Source organism: Avibacterium sp. 21-595 (assembly GCF_023611905.1).
In the GTDB taxonomy this organism is placed as follows: domain Bacteria; phylum Pseudomonadota; class Gammaproteobacteria; order Enterobacterales; family Pasteurellaceae; genus Avibacterium.
The window spans coordinates 1,131,383-1,148,254 of sequence record NZ_CP091455.1; the positions used below are offsets into that span (position 1 = coordinate 1,131,383).

A 16,872-nucleotide genomic window follows, 5' to 3' on the forward strand; every position below is an offset into this window, starting at 1 on the left:
AATGAAAAATGTAGTGAATAGCCTTTGGCACGAACGTTATATCCCAGATAACCCGCGAGAAAAAGATCATCGTCCACCATTTCGTCGAGATCGTGGACGTATTTTACACAGTGCAGCCTTTCGCTGCTTACAAGCCAAAACGCAAATTCACGCAGTAGGTGAAAATGATTTTTACCGCACACGTTTAACCCATTCTTTAGAAGTGGCGCAAATTGGTAGCAGCTTGGTCGCACAGCTTAAATTTACCGAAGCATTCGCTCATTTGTCCGAGCAATTAAAGATAGACAAAAGCGTTTTACAAAAACAGTTAAAGCCTTTATTACCTTCTAATGATCTGATTGAAAGCCTATGCTTTGCTCACGATATAGGGCATCCGCCTTTTGGACACGGTGGTGAAGTGGCATTAAATTATATGATGCGAGATCACGGTGGTTTTGAAGGCAATGCACAAACTTTCCGCTTATTAACCAAGTTAGAGCCTTATACTGCAAATGCAGGAATGAATTTAACCCGCCGAACCTTACTTGGTGTGGTGAAATATCCCGCCATTTTAGATTGTTCTTCACCGCAGTATGGCGAAATTTTGCCGCAAGGAAGTGAAAATCCCTTGTATGCCAAAATTGCGGATTGGAAGCCGGGAAAAGGGATATTTCGCGATGATGTTGAAATGTTTCACTGGCTATTAGCACCATTAAGTGAAAAAGATCGCCAGCTTTTTCAGCAATTTAGCAAACCAAGAACAATGCCGCAGCAAACACTAAAAACCTGCTATAAATCTTTAGATTGTAGCATTATGGAATTAGCGGACGATATTGCTTATGGCGTCCACGATTTGGAAGATGCCATTGTGGTTGGGGTGATTCATTTACATCAATGGCAAGAGGCATTGCTGCAGCTTAAAAATAGCCCTTCTCAATGGATTAAGGCGAATATTGAAAGCCTGAGTGCAAAACTGTTTTCAGCCCACCATTATGAACGTAAAAATGCCATTGGGGCATTGGTAAATTATTTTATTACCAATGTGCGGTGGAAAATTCATCCTGAGTTTGATGACCCGTTATTACGTTATAATGCGGAATTGCCAGAAGATGTAATTAGCGTGTTGAAAGTGTTTACCGATTTTGTCTGGCGATATGTGATTCGTGATGTTAATACGCAACGCATTGAATATAAAGGGCAGCGGATGCTAACAGAAATGTTTCAAATTTTTGAGAGCGATCCGGAACGCCTGTTACCCCGTAATACGGCAGCGCGTTGGAAAAATGCAGCGCTGAATCAGAAAAAACGGATTATTTGTGATTATATCGCGGGAATGTCGGATGCTTATGCCATCAAAGTGTATCAACAGCTTTAATTCAACAAGGGAGGCTAAATACAGCCTCCACAACTTCCGCAACGCCAATCGTCTTTATTTACCGCTTGATAAAACCAGCGCATATAATTTTCTTCTAATGGAATATCCGCAGCAATAAACACATCACTTAGCCATTCAATATTAGCAAGAATCCAATCATCTTCATCAAGCCCCTCTAAGTAAAGTTCATCTGTGGGATCGATGAAATTATAAATTCCCCTTGTTCCCATATCGTGTTCGCGTTTTTGTTCTGGGATTTCAAGTGGCTTGTCTTGATAAAAAATTTCCCAATGCCCTAAACAAAGGGTATTGCCTTGCGTACTCCAACGCGCAATGAATGGATTTTCCATAGTAAGTATGAGTTGTTATCAATCAGTGATTGAATTATCGATCCAATTAAAACAAAGCCGAATACCCAATTCACCTTATTTTTATAAGGGCATTATGTGAAAGTGCGGTGTGATTTTGAGCGATTTTTCGTTTTTAAAGTCTGAAGTTTCCCTATAAAATTTTATAGAATAGTGTAAAATTAGTCGTTATTTCTATTTTAAGCGGTATTTTACCGTCGTTTACGGTGGAAAATTTTATGGAAAAAAAATTACCTAAAGCCCTTGATGCCATTGATATAAAAATTCTTAACGAATTACAACGTAATGGCAAAATTTCTAATATTGACCTTTCTAAGAAAGTCGGATTATCGCCAACCCCTTGTTTAGAGCGTGTAAAACGCTTAGAAAAACAAGGCGTGATTATGGGGTATCGTGCGTTGCTTAACCCTGAATTATTGGATTCGCCCTTGTTGGTGATTGTAGAAATTACCCTCGTACGCGGAAAACCCGATGTGTTTGAAGAGTTTAATGAAGCGGTGCAACAGCTTGATGAAATTCAAGAATGCCATTTGGTGTCGGGGGACTTTGACTATTTACTCAAAACGCGTGTAGCGGATATGGCAGCATACCGCAAATTGCTTGGCACAACCTTATTGCGTTTGCCCGGCGTGAATGATACCCGTACCTATGTGGTAATGGAAGAAGTGAAACAGACCAATTTTTTACAATTAAAATAAGATGATTAAACGAATTACAGCAAAACTCACACCAAAACAATATATTGCAGAATTGTGTTTAGGTGTCATTTCTTTATTTGGTTTGTATTTGATTATTGCTTGGTCAAGTTACAGCCCTTTTGATAACACGTGGGCGGTGTCTTCCTCGCAGCCTGAAACCCTCAATAAAGCAGGGGCGTTGGGTGCTTGGCTCATCGGCTTATTTTTCACCTTGTTTGGACATATCGGCAATTTAATTCCTTTTATTTTATGCTTTGTGCCTATTTATTTATTCAAAACGAAAAAATTCACTCAGATCACTTGGATTAAAGCCATTCTTCGCACTTTCGGAGGCGTTTTACTCTTTAGTGGCTTAACTGCATTAGCGACGTTATTGCTCTCTAATACCAGCGCTTATCTGGCTGGTGGGGTGTTGGGTGGAAGCTTGGTGGTTGCGCTTTATCCTCTTTTGGGTAAAGCGGGGGTGATTTTATGTGCCTTATTGTCTGCAATCGCTGGGTTTATTTTATGTTCTGGTAAGGCGCTGATACAGCTTTTCATCAGATTTTACTATTGGCTTACAATGAATGAAGATAAAACCCCTGCGATGGCAATGCCAACTGAGCCGCAAGCAAACAGCGAATCTGAGCCTTTAGAAGAAATTATTATCCAAAAGCCAGCGCCAATTTCGTCATTACAAAATGAAAATGCAGAGCAAAGCGAAGCAAGCGAAGAGCAAAATAAAGATAACCAAACCTTTATTCAAATTAGTGGCTTACAAGAATTTGTTCAGCCAGAAGTGCCACTTGCACATAATCAAAGCCAAGCCGTTTCCAATAACCAAGAGTTTTTTGATCCGCGCCAAATGGAATCCCTTTCCAATTATGATGTAGGGCAAGAAGAGCCATTGCCGAATGTGCGTATTCCTCAAGCAAGTACAGTAACAAGCCCAGCTACACAAATTGGCGTAAGCACAGAACAGACAATGGTTGAGCCTGTTCAACCTGTTGTAGCACAGAAAAATTCAGCGGTGCAGACAGATTTACCAAATGTGGCTGATTTACCAAGTGCGGTGGATTTTTCCACTGAATTTTCTGCAATAACGCAAGAACCTGAATTAAAGGTATCCATTCCTGATTATTCCTCAGAAAACCATTCAGAAACAGAAAATTGGGCAGAGCAAGAGAATGAAATGGATGAATTGGCACGTCAATTTGCAGAACAAGAACAACAACGTTTAGCGGAGATGGAACAGCGCGCAAAGGAAATCAATGCAGAGGAAGCCCTAACGCATATTCTTACCGAAAAATTACCAACAACGCACACTCAGCCGACGGAGAGTAAATCAGAGGTCAGCCAGCCAGCTTACAAACCTTATGGGGATTCATTAATTCACCCTGCCTTTCAACAACAAGTGAAAAAAGCGGAAAAACCGACCACACCACTGCCAAGTTTAGATTTATTAGATAAGCGTGAAGTGGAAGAGCAAAATATCACCCGTGAGGAAATTTTGGAAACCTCACAACGAATTGAACAACAATTACGCAATTTTAATGTGAAAGCAAGTGTAAAAGATGTGTTGGTAGGCCCCGTGGTAACGCGCTATGAATTGGAATTGCAGCCCGGAGTAAAGGCCTCAAAAGTGACCAATATTGATACGGATTTAGCTCGTGCGTTAATGTTCCGCTCAATTCGTGTTGCTGAAGTGATCCCGGGTAAGCCTTATATTGGCATTGAAACCCCGAATTTACACCGCCAAATGGTGCCACTGCGTGATGTGCTAGATAGCCCTGCTTTCCGTGAATCAAAATCCTTGCTTTCAATGGCATTAGGAAAAGATATCAGTGGCAATCCAGTGATTGTTGATTTAGCAAAAATGCCTCATTTATTAGTTGCCGGTTCAACGGGGTCAGGGAAATCCGTTGGGGTGAATACGATGATTTTAAGTTTACTCTTTAGAGTGAAACCTGAAGAAGTAAAATTTATTATGATTGACCCCAAAGTAGTGGAGCTTTCTATTTATAATGACATTCCTCACTTGCTTACCGAAGTCGTTACCGATATGAAAAAAGCAGCGAATGCATTGCGTTGGTGCGTGGACGAAATGGAACGTCGCTATCAATTATTATCCGCTTTGCGAGTGCGTAATATTGAAGGCTATAACGAAAAAATTGACGAATATAACGCAATGGGAATGCCTATTCCAAATCCAATTTGGCGTCCGGGTGATACGATGGATACAATGCCGCCAGCCTTAGAAAAACTCAGCTATATTGTGGTGATTGTAGATGAGTTTGCCGATCTTATGATGGTAGCAGGAAAACAAATTGAGGAGCTTATTGCTCGCCTTGCACAAAAAGCCCGTGCTATTGGAATTCATTTAATTTTGGCTACGCAACGTCCTTCAGTGGATGTCATTACGGGCTTAATTAAAGCCAATATTCCAAGTCGTATTGCCTTTACCGTGGCAAGTAAAATTGACTCTCGTACCATTCTTGATCAAGGCGGAGCAGAAACGCTATTAGGTCGAGGAGATATGCTTTATTCAGGGCAAGGGTCATCTGATTTAGTTCGTGTACACGGTGCCTTTATGAGTGATGATGAAGTGGCTCGAGTGGCTGATGATTGGCGAGCAAGGGGCAAACCTGATTATATTGATGGCATTTTAGACAGTGCTGATGAGGAAGAAGGGGAAGTCGCTCGCAGTGGTGATGAGGGCGATCTTGATGATCTTTTTGATGAAGTGATGAATTTTGTGATCGAAACAGGCACAACCTCTGCGTCATCAATTCAACGTCGTTTCCGTGTCGGCTTTAACCGTGCCGCACGCATTATGGATCAGCTTGAAGAACAGGGCATCGTATCACCATTGCAAAATGGAAAACGTGAAATTTTAGCTCGTCGCTCAGATTATTAGTTTAATCTTTCAGAAAATGACGTAAAAAATGCAACAAATGGGACATTTGATTGTCTGATTAACACAATGATTTCCCATTATTTTAGAATGTAAGGAACATTTATGAAAAAAATGGCAGCAAAAATGACCGCACTTATGTGTTTAGGATTAAGCCAATTGGCTTGGGCAGATGCGGTGAGTGAATTACAAATGCGTCTTAACAAAGTGGATGTATTAAGTGCCGATTATGTACAGAAAGTGAGTGATGCGAAAGGCAAAGAAATTCAACAAGGGCAAGGCAAACTTCGTATTAAACGGCCAAATTTATTTAGAATGGATAATCAATCTCCGCAAGAAAGCCAGATTGTATCAGACGGCAAAACCCTCTGGTTCTACGATCCTTTTGTGCAACAGGTTACTGCAAATTGGGTGTCTGACGCAGTGAATAATACGCCATTTGTGTTGCTTACTAGCAATGATCAGGCGCAATGGAAAAAATATACGGTGGCGCAATCTGCAGATACCTTTACCCTTAAACCGAAATCAGCGAAAAGCAATATTAAGCAATTCACTATTCGCATTGACACTGATGGCGTGCTGAAAAATTTCAGTACGACAGAGCGTGATGGGCAAACCAATTTATACTTATTGCGTAATATCACCAATCAACCGTTAGCGGATAATTTATTTAAATTTACTGTGCCGAAAGGGGCAGAATTAGACGATCAACGTAAGAAAAAATAACCGCACTTTATTCAAGGCTAAATTTCGATTTAGCCTTATTCTTTTTTAACTCATTGAAAAACAAATATTATTTAGCTGAGAATATACCAATGTCGAATCTTGCTTTTGATTTTGCTGAAAATGATTTCCGTCCTCTTGCTGCGAGAATGCGTCCCACTCACTTAGACGAGTATTACGGACAAAGCCACTTAGTTGGTGCGGGTAAGCCATTACGTAAAGCCATTGAAGCAGGGCATATTCACTCAATGATTTTATGGGGGCCTCCCGGCACAGGCAAAACCACCTTAGCAGAAATTATCGCACAGCGAATTAATGCGGAAGTGGAGCGTATTTCTGCGGTAACGGGTGGGGTGAAGGAAATTCGCGAGTCGATTGAACGGGCGAAGCAAAATCGCCTCGCTGGGCAACGCACGATTTTATTTGTGGACGAAGTACATCGTTTCAATAAAAGCCAGCAAGATGCTTTTCTGCCTTACATTGAAGATGGTACGGTAATTTTTATTGGTGCAACCACAGAAAATCCCTCTTTTGAACTCAATAATGCTTTGCTTTCAAGGGCGCGCGTGTATGTGCTGAAATCATTAACCTCACAAGAAATTGTAGCGGTTTTACAGCGTGCCATTGAGGATAAAGAAAAAGGGCTGGGCAATTTGCATTTAACCTTAGAAGAAAATTTGTTGTCAATGTTGGCAGATTATGTCAATGGTGATGCTCGACTTGCACTCAATAGCCTTGAATTAATGGTGGATATGGCGGAAGAAGAAAAAAATAGCAAATTTTTACACCGCACTTTATTAACGGAAGTGTTGGGCGAACGCCAAGCCCGTTTTGATAAACAAGGCGATCGTTTCTATGATCTGATTTCGGCATTGCATAAATCTGTGCGAGGTTCCGCACCTGATGCAGCGTTGTATTGGTTCGCACGGATTTTAACCGCAGGTGGCGATCCGCTATATGTTGCAAGACGTTTACTTGCCATTGCCTCTGAAGATATCGGCAATGCTGATCCCCGTGCAATGCAAGTGGCAATTGCTGCGTGGGATTGCTTCACGCGTGTTGGCGCTGCGGAAGGTGAAAGAGCCATTGCTCAAGCGATTGTCTATTTAGCCGTAGCGCCGAAAAGTAATGCCGTGTATCAAGCTTTCAAAGCAGCCAAAAAGCACGCCTTAGAAAGCCCTGATTATGATGTGCCAGAACATCTACGCAACGCGCCCACCCATTTGATGAAAACGTTAGGCTATGGTGCAGAATATCGCTATGCGCATAATGAAGAAAATGCTTATGCGGCAGGTGAAAACTATTTCCCTGAACCGTTGAAAGATACTCAGTATTATTTCCCAGTGGCAAGAGGAATGGAAATCCAAATTGGAGAAAAATTGGCACGATTACGTCAATTAGATCAACAAAGTACAAATATCCGTTATAAATCGAGTAAGTAGCCTAGTTTATTTTTCTTATCCGATCTAAAATAGAACCGTTTTTTGAGCATATTTATTTTCTAAAGGTAACAAAATGATCGATGCAAATTTATTACGCAATAATCTTGCCGAAGTGGCTGAAAAATTAAAACTAAGACGTGGTTTTGAGTTAGATGTTGCACGTATTACAGAATTAGAAGAGCAACGCAAAGCCTTACAGGTTAAAACCGAAACCTTACAAGCGGAGCGTAATGCTCGTTCAAAAGCCATTGGAGCAGCCAAAGCTCGTGGTGAAGACATTGAGCCATTATTGGCGGAAGTGGATAATATGGGCATTGAATTAAGTATGGCAAAAAGCCAACTTGATGACGTGCAAGCGGATCTGCAAGAAATTGCTCTTAGCATTCCAAATATTCCTGCCGATGAAGTGCCACTGGGCAACGATGAAAACGACAATATGGAAATTTCTCGTTGGGGCGAGCCAAGAACCTTTGATTTTGAAGTGAAAGATCACGTTACCTTAGGCGAGCATCTGCAAGGGCTAGATTTTGCTGCAGGCGTGAAATTAAGCGGCGCGCGTTTTGTGGTAATGAAAGGACAAATTGCCAAAATGCACCGTGCGCTAGCGCAATTTATGCTGGATTTACATACCGAACAACATGGTTATAGCGAAACCTATGTGCCTTATTTAGTTAATCACGCCACCCTTTATGGCACAGGGCAGCTACCAAAATTTGGCGAAGATTTATTCCACACCAAACCGCTAGAAGGGGAGCAACCTTACGCCTTAATCCCAACTGCGGAAGTGCCAGTTACCAACCTTGTGCGTGATGAAATTTTAGAGCAAGCGGAACTGCCAATTAAAATGACCGCGCATACCCCTTGTTTCCGTTCAGAAGCAGGATCTTACGGCCGTGATACCCGTGGTTTGATCCGTATGCACCAATTCGACAAAGTAGAAATGGTGCAAATCGTAGAGCCAGAAAAATCAATGGAAGCCTTGGAAGAACTCACTGGCCACGCGGAAAAAGTGCTGCAGTTGTTAAATCTGCCTTATCGTAAAGTGTTACTATGTACCGGCGATATGAGCTTTGGCTCAGCAAAAACCTATGATTTAGAAGTTTGGGTACCAGCCCAAAACACCTACCGTGAAATTTCTTCTTGCTCAAATATGTGGGATTTCCAAGCACGCCGTATGCAAGCGCGTTATCGTGTGAAAGGGGAGAAAAAGCCACGTCTTGTTCACACCCTAAATGGTTCAGGCTTAGCTGTTGGTCGTACTCTTGTAGCTGTGCTAGAAAACTACCAAAATGCTGATGGCAGCATCACTGTGCCAGAAGTGTTACGTCCATATATGGGCGGATTAGATGTGATTGGCAAATAATCTCACCCTAAAAAGACGGCTTTACTAATCTGTATCTCAAACGTTGAGTTAAGCTCAAGAACTTGAGGTACAGATTTTTTTATATTTAAACAAAGCCAACGCTTAACGCTTAAATGCTCAAATTATTAAGTGCGGTGCAAAATGAGCAAATTTTTCTTTAGATATAAATACGCCGATCTTTGTTTATTGCTATAAATTTTAACCGAAATCGTGCTAGAATAGTCGCCGTTTTTTGTCAGTGGATTTTATAGGTTAACAAATGAAACCCTCTATTATCAGTAAATTAGATAGTTTAAATGAACGCCACGAAGAGTTAGAAGCCTTGCTTGGCGATGCCTCAGTAATTAGTGATCAAGAAAAATTTCGTGCTTATTCTAAAGAATATGCACAACTCGAAGATGTGGTGAAATGCTTTGCACGTTGGAAACAGTTAAACAGCAATATAGAAGAAGCAGAATTATTGCTTGATGATCCAAGTATGCGTGAAATGGCACAAGAAGAAATTGAAGAATGCCAAGCTGAAATTGAGCAAGTAGAAGCGCAATTGCAAATTTTGTTACTACCAAAAGATCCGAACGATGAATACAACTGCTATTTAGAAATTCGCGCAGGAACAGGGGGCGATGAAGCTGGGATCTTTGCGGGTGATTTATTCCGTATGTATAGCCGCTATGCAGAAAGTAAACGTTGGCGTGTGGAAATGCTCAGTGCAAATGAAAGCGAACAGGGCGGTTATAAAGAAGTGATCGTAAAAATCAGTGGCGAAAATGTGTATGGTCAGCTTAAATTTGAATCTGGTGGGCATCGTGTACAACGTGTACCGAAAACTGAATCACAAGGTCGAATTCATACCTCTGCTTGTACAGTGGCAGTAATGCCAGAATTGCCAGAAAGTGAATTGCCAGAAATTAACCCAGCGGACTTACGTATTGATACTTATCGTTCATCAGGGGCTGGAGGACAGCACGTCAATACGACGGATTCTGCCGTGCGAATCACCCATATTCCAACAGGTATCGTGGTGGAATGCCAAGACGAGCGTTCACAGCATAAAAACAAAGCCAAAGCAATGTCGGTGCTTGCTTCTCGTATTGTTCAAGTGGAACAAGAAAAATTAGCTGCAGAACAAGCGGATACAAGGCGTAATTTATTAGGTTCAGGAGATCGTTCCGATAAAATTCGTACCTATAACTACCCGCAAGGTCGTGTTACGGATCACCGTATTAACCTGACGATTTATCGTTTAGATGAAGTGATGAATGGCAAAATTGATGAATTAATTCAACCAATTATTACCGAATATCAAGCCGATCAGCTTGCGGCATTGTCAGATCAAGGCTAATTAGCGAAGCAAGAAAATACAAGTGCGGTGGGAAATGGCTATTTTTTCCACCGCACTTATTTTTTTAGGAAATAATTAAGCGCGATTTAATTCAACCAGTTGTTTTTTTGTTAATGCAAAAACGCCTAATCCGCCATTTTTTAGCGCTAACCACTGGAATGGTGCGTGAGGGAATTGCTCAATTAAATGGATCATACTATTTCCCACCTCACACACTAATACCCCGTCATCTGCCAGATAATCAGCGGCAGATTTTAAAATTTGTTTCGTAATCTCTAATCCATCAACGCCAGAGCCTAGTGCCATTTCTGGTTCGTGATGATATTCTTCAGGCATTTCATCAAGATCTTCTTTATCCACATAAGGTGGGTTGGTCACGATAAGATCGTATTTATCTTGAGGAAGATGAGTAAACAGATCGGATTGAATTGGGAAGACGCGATCACTGAGATTGTGGTGCATAATATTGATTTCCGCCACATCTAAAGCATCAGTGGAAAGATCAATCGCATCGACTTCCGCCTCTGGGAATTGGCTTGCGCAGGCAATCGCAATACAGCCACTGCCTGTACACATATCCAAAATTCGTTGTGGGGCTTTGGTAAGTAACCCGGCAAAGCGTTCTTCAATTAAAGCGCTAATAGGGGAGCGAGGCACGATCACGCGTTCATCCACATAAAATTCTAATCCACAAAACCACGCGCGGTTGGTTAAATAGGCAACAGGAATACGTTGCTCAATGCGTGCCAAAATCAGTTCTAACAAATTTGCTTTTTCGCTTTGTGTTAAACGGCTGTCATAAAGCTCTGTAGGTAAATCAGGCGGAAGCTGTAATGTGGTTAATACGAGTTGCTGTGTTTCGTCCCAAGCGTTGTCATAACCGTGTCCATAATATAAATCAGAGCGATTAAAGGTACTGTATGTCCAACGTAGGAAATCTTTTAGAGTGTGAAGTGAATGTGTCACGTTATCTGCAAGAATTTGTTGAATGAGTTCTTGGTTAAAGGCTGTCATCAATGTTTTCCAATTCAAAAAGAATAAATTTAAAGTGGTTAATGATACATTAATCAATGAGCTAAGTCAGCTGAAGAGAGCAAAGAAAATAGACGGCGTGACAGTAATAAAGTGCGGTGGGATTTCAATTTGTTTTTGATTAAAAACGCGCAAAATTTTGACCGCACTTTTTTTACATATTAATCGCGCGGATCGGGGTTATCCAACACGGTTTGTGTTTGATTTTGACGGAATTGCTGTAAGCGTGTGGTAAGTTCAGGGTTAAAACGAGCTAAGATTTGTGCCGCTAATAACCCAGCATTCGCTGCCCCCGCCGCACCAATGGCTAATGTCCCAACAGGAATGCCTTTTGGCATTTGTACGATAGAGTAAAGACTATCCACGCCATTTAAGGTTGCACTTTTTACTGGAACGCCCAACACGGGAACAAGGGTTTTGGCGGCGATCATTCCGGGCAAATGAGCCGCACCGCCAGCCCCCGCAATAATCACTTTGTAACCATTCTTTTCAGCATTTTCAGCAAATTGAAATAATTTATCTGGGGTACGGTGAGCTGAAACAATTTCAATATGATGAGGTACGTTAAGCTCTGTGAGAATTTGAGCGGCTTCTTGCATTGTCGCCCAATCACTTTTTGATCCCATTACAATTGCAATTTCAGCGATTTGGTTTGGCATAGTTTTTCCTATTCATAAAAAATTAACTGAACTAGGATAGCATAGCTTACGCTTTATAAGCAAACGATTGCTTTGTTTGCTTGATTGACCAAAAATTAGCAAGATAACCTGATTAAGTGAACATAGCGTGGCTTGTTTTCCTTGCAACTTTGGGCTAAAAATCTTATCCTAGCAACAATTTTTCTACCCTAATCTTAATAAAGATTTCATATTGGATAACCTTCTTAAAAACAAGCATACTAGGTGTCATATATGCAGACAAAAGCTAAATACAGAAAAGATTATCGCTCGCCAGATTTTACCGTAACGGATATTTTCTTGGATTTTCAATTAGATCCAGAAAAAACTGTGGTAACAGCGAAAAGCCAATATCAGCGACTAAATTCGACGGCAACACAATTACGTTTAGACGGGCATAGTTTTCAATTTGCAGAAATTCGTTTAAATGGTGAAGATTTTAAGAAATATCAACAAGATAGTGAAGGGTTAAGCTTAGATCTGACGCATCTTAACGTTGAGCAATTTGAATTAGAAATTATTACCTATCTTAATCCAGCGGAAAACACCTCTTTGCAGGGCTTATATCAATCAGGAAATGCCCTTTGTACGCAATGTGAGGCTGAAGGATTTCGTCAAATTACCTATATGCTCGATCGTCCTGATGTGCTAGCGCGTTATACCACCAAAATCACTGCCGAGAAAACAAAATACCCTTATTTATTATCTAATGGCAATCGTATTGCCAGCGGTGAGCTAGATAATGGTTTCCATTGGGTGGAATGGCAAGATCCTTTCCCTAAACCGAGCTATTTGTTTGCCTTAGTGGCAGGGGATTTTGATGTTTTGCAAGATACCTTTACCACACAAAGCGGACGTGAAGTGAAACTTGAGCTTTATGTGGATCGGGGCAATTTAAACCGTGCCGATTGGGCAATGCAAAGCCTGAAAAAATCAATGAAATGGGATGAAGAGCGTTTCGGGCTAGAGTACGATTTAGATATTTATATGATCGTTGCAGTAGATTTCTTCAATATGGGGGCAATGGAAAACAAAGGCTTAAATATTTTCAATGATAAATTTGTATTGGCCAATCCACAAACCGCGACCGATGAAGATTATTTAGCCATTGAAAGCGTGATTGCTCACGAATATTTCCATAACTGGACGGGCAACCGTGTTACTTGTCGTGATTGGTTTCAGCTTAGCTTAAAAGAAGGTTTAACGGTATTTCGTGATCAAGAATTTTCCTCTGATACCGGCTCTCGGGCGGTAAATCGGATTAATAATGTGAAATTCTTGCGTACCGTGCAATTTGCTGAAGATGCAAGCCCTATGTCGCATCCAATTCGCCCAGAAAAAGTGATTGAAATGAATAATTTCTATACGGTAACCGTCTATGAAAAAGGGGCAGAAGTGATTCGTATGTTGCATACCTTGCTAGGGGAACAAGGTTTCCAAGCAGGAATGCGAGAATATATTTCACAAAATGATGGCAAAGCGGCGACTTGTGAAGATTTTGTGCTGGCAATGGAAAAAGCGAACGGCATCGATCTCAGTCAGTTCCGCCGTTGGTATAGTCAATCAGGCACGCCAGAACTCACTATTAGTGATAGCTATGATGAACGTTCTCATACCTATCGTTTGCAAGTATCACAACACACGCCAGCAACCGCCGATCAAATGGATAAAGTGAATTTACATATTCCATTGAAAATCGCCCTTTATGATGAGCAAGGAATTGCACAATCTTTGCAATATTATGGCGAAGTCGTGAGTGATGTGTTAGATGTCACAGAACAGACGCAAACCTTTGAATTTCATAATATTTATTCACGCCCTGTGCCTGCCTTATTATGTGATTTTTCTGCGCCAGTGCGTTTAGATTATGATTACAGCACCAAACAGTTGATTACCTTATTGAAGTTTGCGAAAAATGATTTTATCCGTTGGGATGCGGCGCAAATGTTGTTTAGTAACGAGTTACGTCGTAACTTATCACAATATCAGCAAGGACAACCACTTGAATTTTCAGAAGAAATTCTTACCGCACTAGGTCAAGTATTAGAAAACCATCAGAAAGATCCAGAATTAACCACGTTAATTCTTACCTTACCGAAAGAAACCGAATTTGCCGAGCTGTTTAAAACCATTGATCCTGAAGGCATTGCCGTAGTGCGTGAGTTTATGCTACGTACCTTAGCAGAATATTTGAAGTCAGAGTTATTCCGCATTTATCAGCATATTCATTTGGAAGATTATCGCGTGGTTCAGCAAGACATTGCCTTGCGTGCTTTGCGTAATCTCTGCCTAAATTATTTGGCATATACCCATTTAGGCAATAATTTGGTGTATAAGCACTATGTGAATGCAAATAATATGACAGATTGTTTGGCAGCGTTATCAGTAGCAACGAAAGCACAGCTACCTTGCCGTGATGAGTTATTGGCTGATTTTGAACAAAAATGGCAGCACGATGGCTTGGTGATGGATAAATGGTTTGCCTTGCAAGCAACACGACCTGATACTGATGTGCTACAAATTGTGGTGCAACTAATGGATCATCCAAGTTTTAACTTTAATAATCCAAATCGTGTGCGTGCTTTAGTGGGCAGTTTTGCAGGACAAAATCCACGCGCTTTCCACGCCGCAGATGGGGCAGGTTATCGTTTCTTAACGGATATTTTAATTCGTTTAAATGACACCAATCCGCAAGTTGCCTCAAGATTAATTGAACCATTAATTCGCTTTAAACGTTATGATGCACAGCGTCAAACCTTGATGAAACGTGCCTTAGAACGCTTGAGTGAAGTGGAAAATCTCTCTAAGGATTTATTTGAAAAAATCGAAAAAGCCTTACAATAATCCAACCAAAGTGCGGTTAAAAATGACCGCACTTTTTTACAGTTTAACTATCCAGTGAGATAAACGAGTGAATATGTATCCTTTAATCCGAAAAGCACTTTTCAGCCTTGATGCTGAAAATGCCCACAATTTAACGATCCAGCTATTAAAACTTGCTGGTAAACCTGCCTTATATCCGCTGGTTAAAGCGTTGTTCGTTTGCCCACAAGGTAATGAAAAAACGGTTATGGGGATTAAATTTAAAAATCCTATTGGGCTAGCCGCTGGCGCAGATAAAAATGCTGAAGCCATTGATGGCTTTGGTGCAATGGGATTGGGTTTTATTGAAGTCGGCACTGTTACCCCTTTAGGGCAAGAGGGCAATCCTAAACCTCGTCAATTTCGCTTAATTGAGGAAGAGGGTATTATTAATCGTAACGGCTTTAATAATCAGGGCATTGATGCGGTGATTGAAAATGTCAAGAAAGCACGCTTTGATGGCGTGATCGGGATTAATATTGGCAAAAATAAACGCACCCCCATTGAACGCGGTAAAGAAGATTATCTTTATTGTTTGAACAAAGCCTATAATTATGCCGACTATATTACAGTGAATATTTCCTCGCCCAACACGCCAGATTTACGCCAGTTACAATATGGTGAAGCGTTAGACGATTTATTGCAAAGCATTAAAGCCCGTCAGCATATTTTGGCAAACCAATATAATAAATATGTACCAATTGCGGTAAAAATTGCACCAGATTTAATCGAATCTGAATTGGTACAAATTGCAGATGCGTTACGACGTCACAAGATTGATGGGGTTATTGCAACGAACACCACCATTGCTCGCGACAGCGTGCAAGGTTCAAAAAATGCCAATGAAATTGGTGGGTTAAGTGGAAAACCATTACAGCAAAAAAGTACGCAAATCATCGCTCATTTATATCAAGAATTAAAAGATGATATTCCGATAATCGGCAGTGGTGGCATAAACAGTGTTGCTAGCGCGCAAGAAAAAATAGCGGCAGGTGCGCAATTATTGCAGGTGTATTCAGGCTTGATTTATCAAGGCCCTAGATTAATCAAAGAGCTAGTAACCCATTTTTAATGGATATATAACCAGAAAAGGCTTGAGAAGCAGCCTTGAAATAGCAATAAATGAAGGGCGGGCGAATGTCCGTCTTTATTTTTATCTTTTTAACTTAAAGCGGAAAAATCACAAAAAAAGCACCGCACTTTTTTATTTAGGAACAACAATGCAAAAGATTTACGATTTACATTGTCATAGCACGGCATCCGATGGGGTACTAAGCCCCAAAGAGGTTGTACAACGTGCTTATGACAATCAGGTTTCCGTGTTGGCGTTAACTGATCACGATAGCGTTACAGGTTTAACGGAGGCACAAGAACAGGCTGATTTATTAGGTATTACGCTGATTAATGGGGTGGAAATTTCGACGCAATGGGAAAATCGCGCTATTCATATTGTGGGATTGGATTTTGATAAAAATCACGAAAAAATGACCGCACTTTTGCAACAGCAAGCAGAAAAACGCTTAGCAAGAGCAATGGAAATTGGCGAGAAATTAGCAAAATTAGGAATAGAAAATGCTTTTGAAGGGGCAAAGCGCTTCACTCAAGGCGAAGTAACCCGCGCGCATTATGCGCGCTATTTAGTGGAAATTGGCAAAGTTTCTCATATTAATCAGGCTTTCAAACGCTATCTTGGGCAAGGCAAATCTGCTTATGTCAAAGCGGAATGGGTGGATATTCCTAGTGCGATTGAAATTATTCACCAAGCGGGAGGAATGGCGGTGTTGGCGCATCCTCTGCGTTATACTTTAACCACCAAATGGCTCAAAAAACTGATTACAGATTTTGCCCAAAGCGGCGGTGATGCAATTGAGGTTTCGGGTTGTGGGCAAACGAAAGATCAACGATTATTGCTGGCGCGTTGGGCGCTTGAACAAGGTTTACTTGGTTCTGTTGGGTCAGATTTCCATTTTCCTTGTGGCTGGATTGAATTAGGACGATCTCTTGAATTGCCGGAAAACGTGCCACCTATTTGGCAAAAATTTCGCACCATTTTGTAAATTTCGTGTAAAACAAGTTGAATTTCTCTTAGTTTAAGTGTAATTTATGCGTTACATATGT

Annotated in this window: 13 protein-coding genes; 10 read left to right on the forward strand and 3 right to left on the reverse strand. The window is 40.9% G+C overall.

The window, feature by feature from the left end; translation table 11 throughout:
* Position 1 precedes the first annotated feature (1 nt).
* Positions 2 to 1,354 carry an anti-phage deoxyguanosine triphosphatase gene (locus L4F92_RS05305; protein ID WP_250364484.1) on the forward strand — a complete coding sequence of 451 codons (1,353 nt, stop codon included), beginning with the start codon at positions 2 to 4 and terminating at the stop codon, positions 1,352 to 1,354.
* 14 nt (positions 1,355 to 1,368) lie between these two features.
* Here L4F92_RS05305 and L4F92_RS05310 read toward each other — a convergent pair whose 3' ends face one another.
* Positions 1,369 to 1,704 carry a hypothetical protein gene (locus tag L4F92_RS05310; protein WP_250350402.1) on the reverse strand — a complete coding sequence of 112 codons (336 nt, stop codon included), beginning with the start codon at positions 1,702 to 1,704 and terminating at the stop codon, positions 1,369 to 1,371.
* A gap of 236 nt (positions 1,705 to 1,940) precedes the next feature.
* Between L4F92_RS05310 and lrp the strand changes: the two genes are divergently transcribed.
* The 6 genes from lrp to prfA all read left to right on the forward strand — a co-directional run bounded on the left by lrp (position 1,941) and on the right by prfA (position 10,183).
* On the forward strand, positions 1,941 to 2,420 hold the full coding sequence (gene lrp / locus L4F92_RS05315; RefSeq protein ID WP_103852795.1) for a leucine-responsive transcriptional regulator Lrp: 480 nt from the start codon (positions 1,941 to 1,943) through the stop codon (positions 2,418 to 2,420).
* 1 nt (position 2,421) lies between these two features.
* Positions 2,422 to 5,316 carry a DNA translocase FtsK gene (locus tag L4F92_RS05320; RefSeq protein WP_250364485.1) on the forward strand — a complete coding sequence of 965 codons (2,895 nt, stop codon included), beginning with the start codon at positions 2,422 to 2,424 and terminating at the stop codon, positions 5,314 to 5,316.
* Positions 5,317 to 5,418: 102 nt separating this feature from the next.
* Positions 5,419 to 6,039 (forward strand): outer membrane lipoprotein chaperone LolA, encoded by a 621-nt coding sequence (gene lolA, locus L4F92_RS05325; protein ID WP_250364486.1) that lies wholly within the window; start codon positions 5,419 to 5,421, stop codon positions 6,037 to 6,039.
* Between the two features lie 89 nt (positions 6,040 to 6,128).
* Positions 6,129 to 7,478, forward strand: a complete 1,350-nt coding sequence (locus L4F92_RS05330) for a replication-associated recombination protein A (protein ID WP_250364487.1) — start codon at positions 6,129 to 6,131, stop codon at positions 7,476 to 7,478.
* A 73-nt stretch (positions 7,479 to 7,551) separates the two neighbouring features.
* A complete protein-coding gene (gene serS / locus L4F92_RS05335; RefSeq protein WP_250364488.1) occupies positions 7,552 to 8,841 on the forward strand; it encodes a serine--tRNA ligase in 1,290 nt (429 codons plus the stop codon).
* 259 nt (positions 8,842 to 9,100) lie between these two features.
* A complete protein-coding gene (prfA, locus tag L4F92_RS05340) occupies positions 9,101 to 10,183 on the forward strand; it encodes a peptide chain release factor 1 (RefSeq protein ID WP_250350397.1) in 1,083 nt (360 codons plus the stop codon).
* Positions 10,184 to 10,258: 75 nt separating this feature from the next.
* Here the strand turns inward: prfA and prmB are convergent, their stop codons facing one another.
* Complete coding sequence (prmB, locus tag L4F92_RS05345; protein WP_250364489.1) at positions 10,259 to 11,197, reverse strand: 50S ribosomal protein L3 N(5)-glutamine methyltransferase; 939 nt, start codon at positions 11,195 to 11,197, stop codon at positions 10,259 to 10,261.
* A gap of 179 nt (positions 11,198 to 11,376) precedes the next feature.
* Positions 11,377 to 11,874 carry a 5-(carboxyamino)imidazole ribonucleotide mutase gene (gene purE, locus L4F92_RS05350; protein WP_250364490.1) on the reverse strand — a complete coding sequence of 166 codons (498 nt, stop codon included), beginning with the start codon at positions 11,872 to 11,874 and terminating at the stop codon, positions 11,377 to 11,379.
* A gap of 252 nt (positions 11,875 to 12,126) precedes the next feature.
* On the opposite strand from purE, the gene pepN reads away from it, so the two are divergent.
* From pepN to rnm, 3 genes are all read left to right on the forward strand, one after another.
* Entirely contained in the window at positions 12,127 to 14,736 is a 2,610-nt protein-coding gene (gene pepN, locus L4F92_RS05355; protein ID WP_250364491.1) for an aminopeptidase N, read from the forward strand.
* Positions 14,737 to 14,809: 73 nt separating this feature from the next.
* Positions 14,810 to 15,826, forward strand: a complete 1,017-nt coding sequence (gene pyrD / locus L4F92_RS05360; protein ID WP_250364492.1) for a quinone-dependent dihydroorotate dehydrogenase — start codon at positions 14,810 to 14,812, stop codon at positions 15,824 to 15,826.
* Positions 15,827 to 15,974: 148 nt separating this feature from the next.
* On the forward strand, positions 15,975 to 16,811 hold the full coding sequence (rnm, locus tag L4F92_RS05365) for an RNase RNM (RefSeq protein WP_250364493.1): 837 nt from the start codon (positions 15,975 to 15,977) through the stop codon (positions 16,809 to 16,811).
* Positions 16,812 to 16,872: the final 61 nt, after the last annotated feature.

What these genes read in the sequence shown, in the direction of transcription:
- lrp (WP_103852795.1), top strand. Translation starts at nt 1,941, where the DNA reads ATGGAAAAAAAATTACCTAAAGCCCTTGATGCCATTGATATAAAAATT.
- L4F92_RS05320 (WP_250364485.1), top strand. Translation starts at nt 2,422, where the DNA reads ATGATTAAACGAATTACAGCAAAACTCACACCAAAACAATATATTGCA.
- purE (WP_250364490.1), bottom strand. Translation starts at nt 11,874, where the DNA reads ATGCCAAACCAAATCGCTGAAATTGCAATTGTAATGGGATCAAAAAGT.
- lolA (WP_250364486.1), top strand. Translation starts at nt 5,419, where the DNA reads ATGAAAAAAATGGCAGCAAAAATGACCGCACTTATGTGTTTAGGATTA.
- L4F92_RS05310 (WP_250350402.1), bottom strand. Translation starts at nt 1,704, where the DNA reads ATGGAAAATCCATTCATTGCGCGTTGGAGTACGCAAGGCAATACCCTT.
- prmB (WP_250364489.1), bottom strand. Translation starts at nt 11,197, where the DNA reads ATGACAGCCTTTAACCAAGAACTCATTCAACAAATTCTTGCAGATAAC.
- pyrD (WP_250364492.1), top strand. Translation starts at nt 14,810, where the DNA reads ATGTATCCTTTAATCCGAAAAGCACTTTTCAGCCTTGATGCTGAAAAT.
- serS (WP_250364488.1), top strand. Translation starts at nt 7,552, where the DNA reads ATGATCGATGCAAATTTATTACGCAATAATCTTGCCGAAGTGGCTGAA.
- L4F92_RS05330 (WP_250364487.1), top strand. Translation starts at nt 6,129, where the DNA reads ATGTCGAATCTTGCTTTTGATTTTGCTGAAAATGATTTCCGTCCTCTT.
- pepN (WP_250364491.1), top strand. Translation starts at nt 12,127, where the DNA reads ATGCAGACAAAAGCTAAATACAGAAAAGATTATCGCTCGCCAGATTTT.
- L4F92_RS05305 (WP_250364484.1), top strand. Translation starts at nt 2, where the DNA reads ATGAAAAATGTAGTGAATAGCCTTTGGCACGAACGTTATATCCCAGAT.
- prfA (WP_250350397.1), top strand. Translation starts at nt 9,101, where the DNA reads ATGAAACCCTCTATTATCAGTAAATTAGATAGTTTAAATGAACGCCAC.
- rnm (WP_250364493.1), top strand. Translation starts at nt 15,975, where the DNA reads ATGCAAAAGATTTACGATTTACATTGTCATAGCACGGCATCCGATGGG.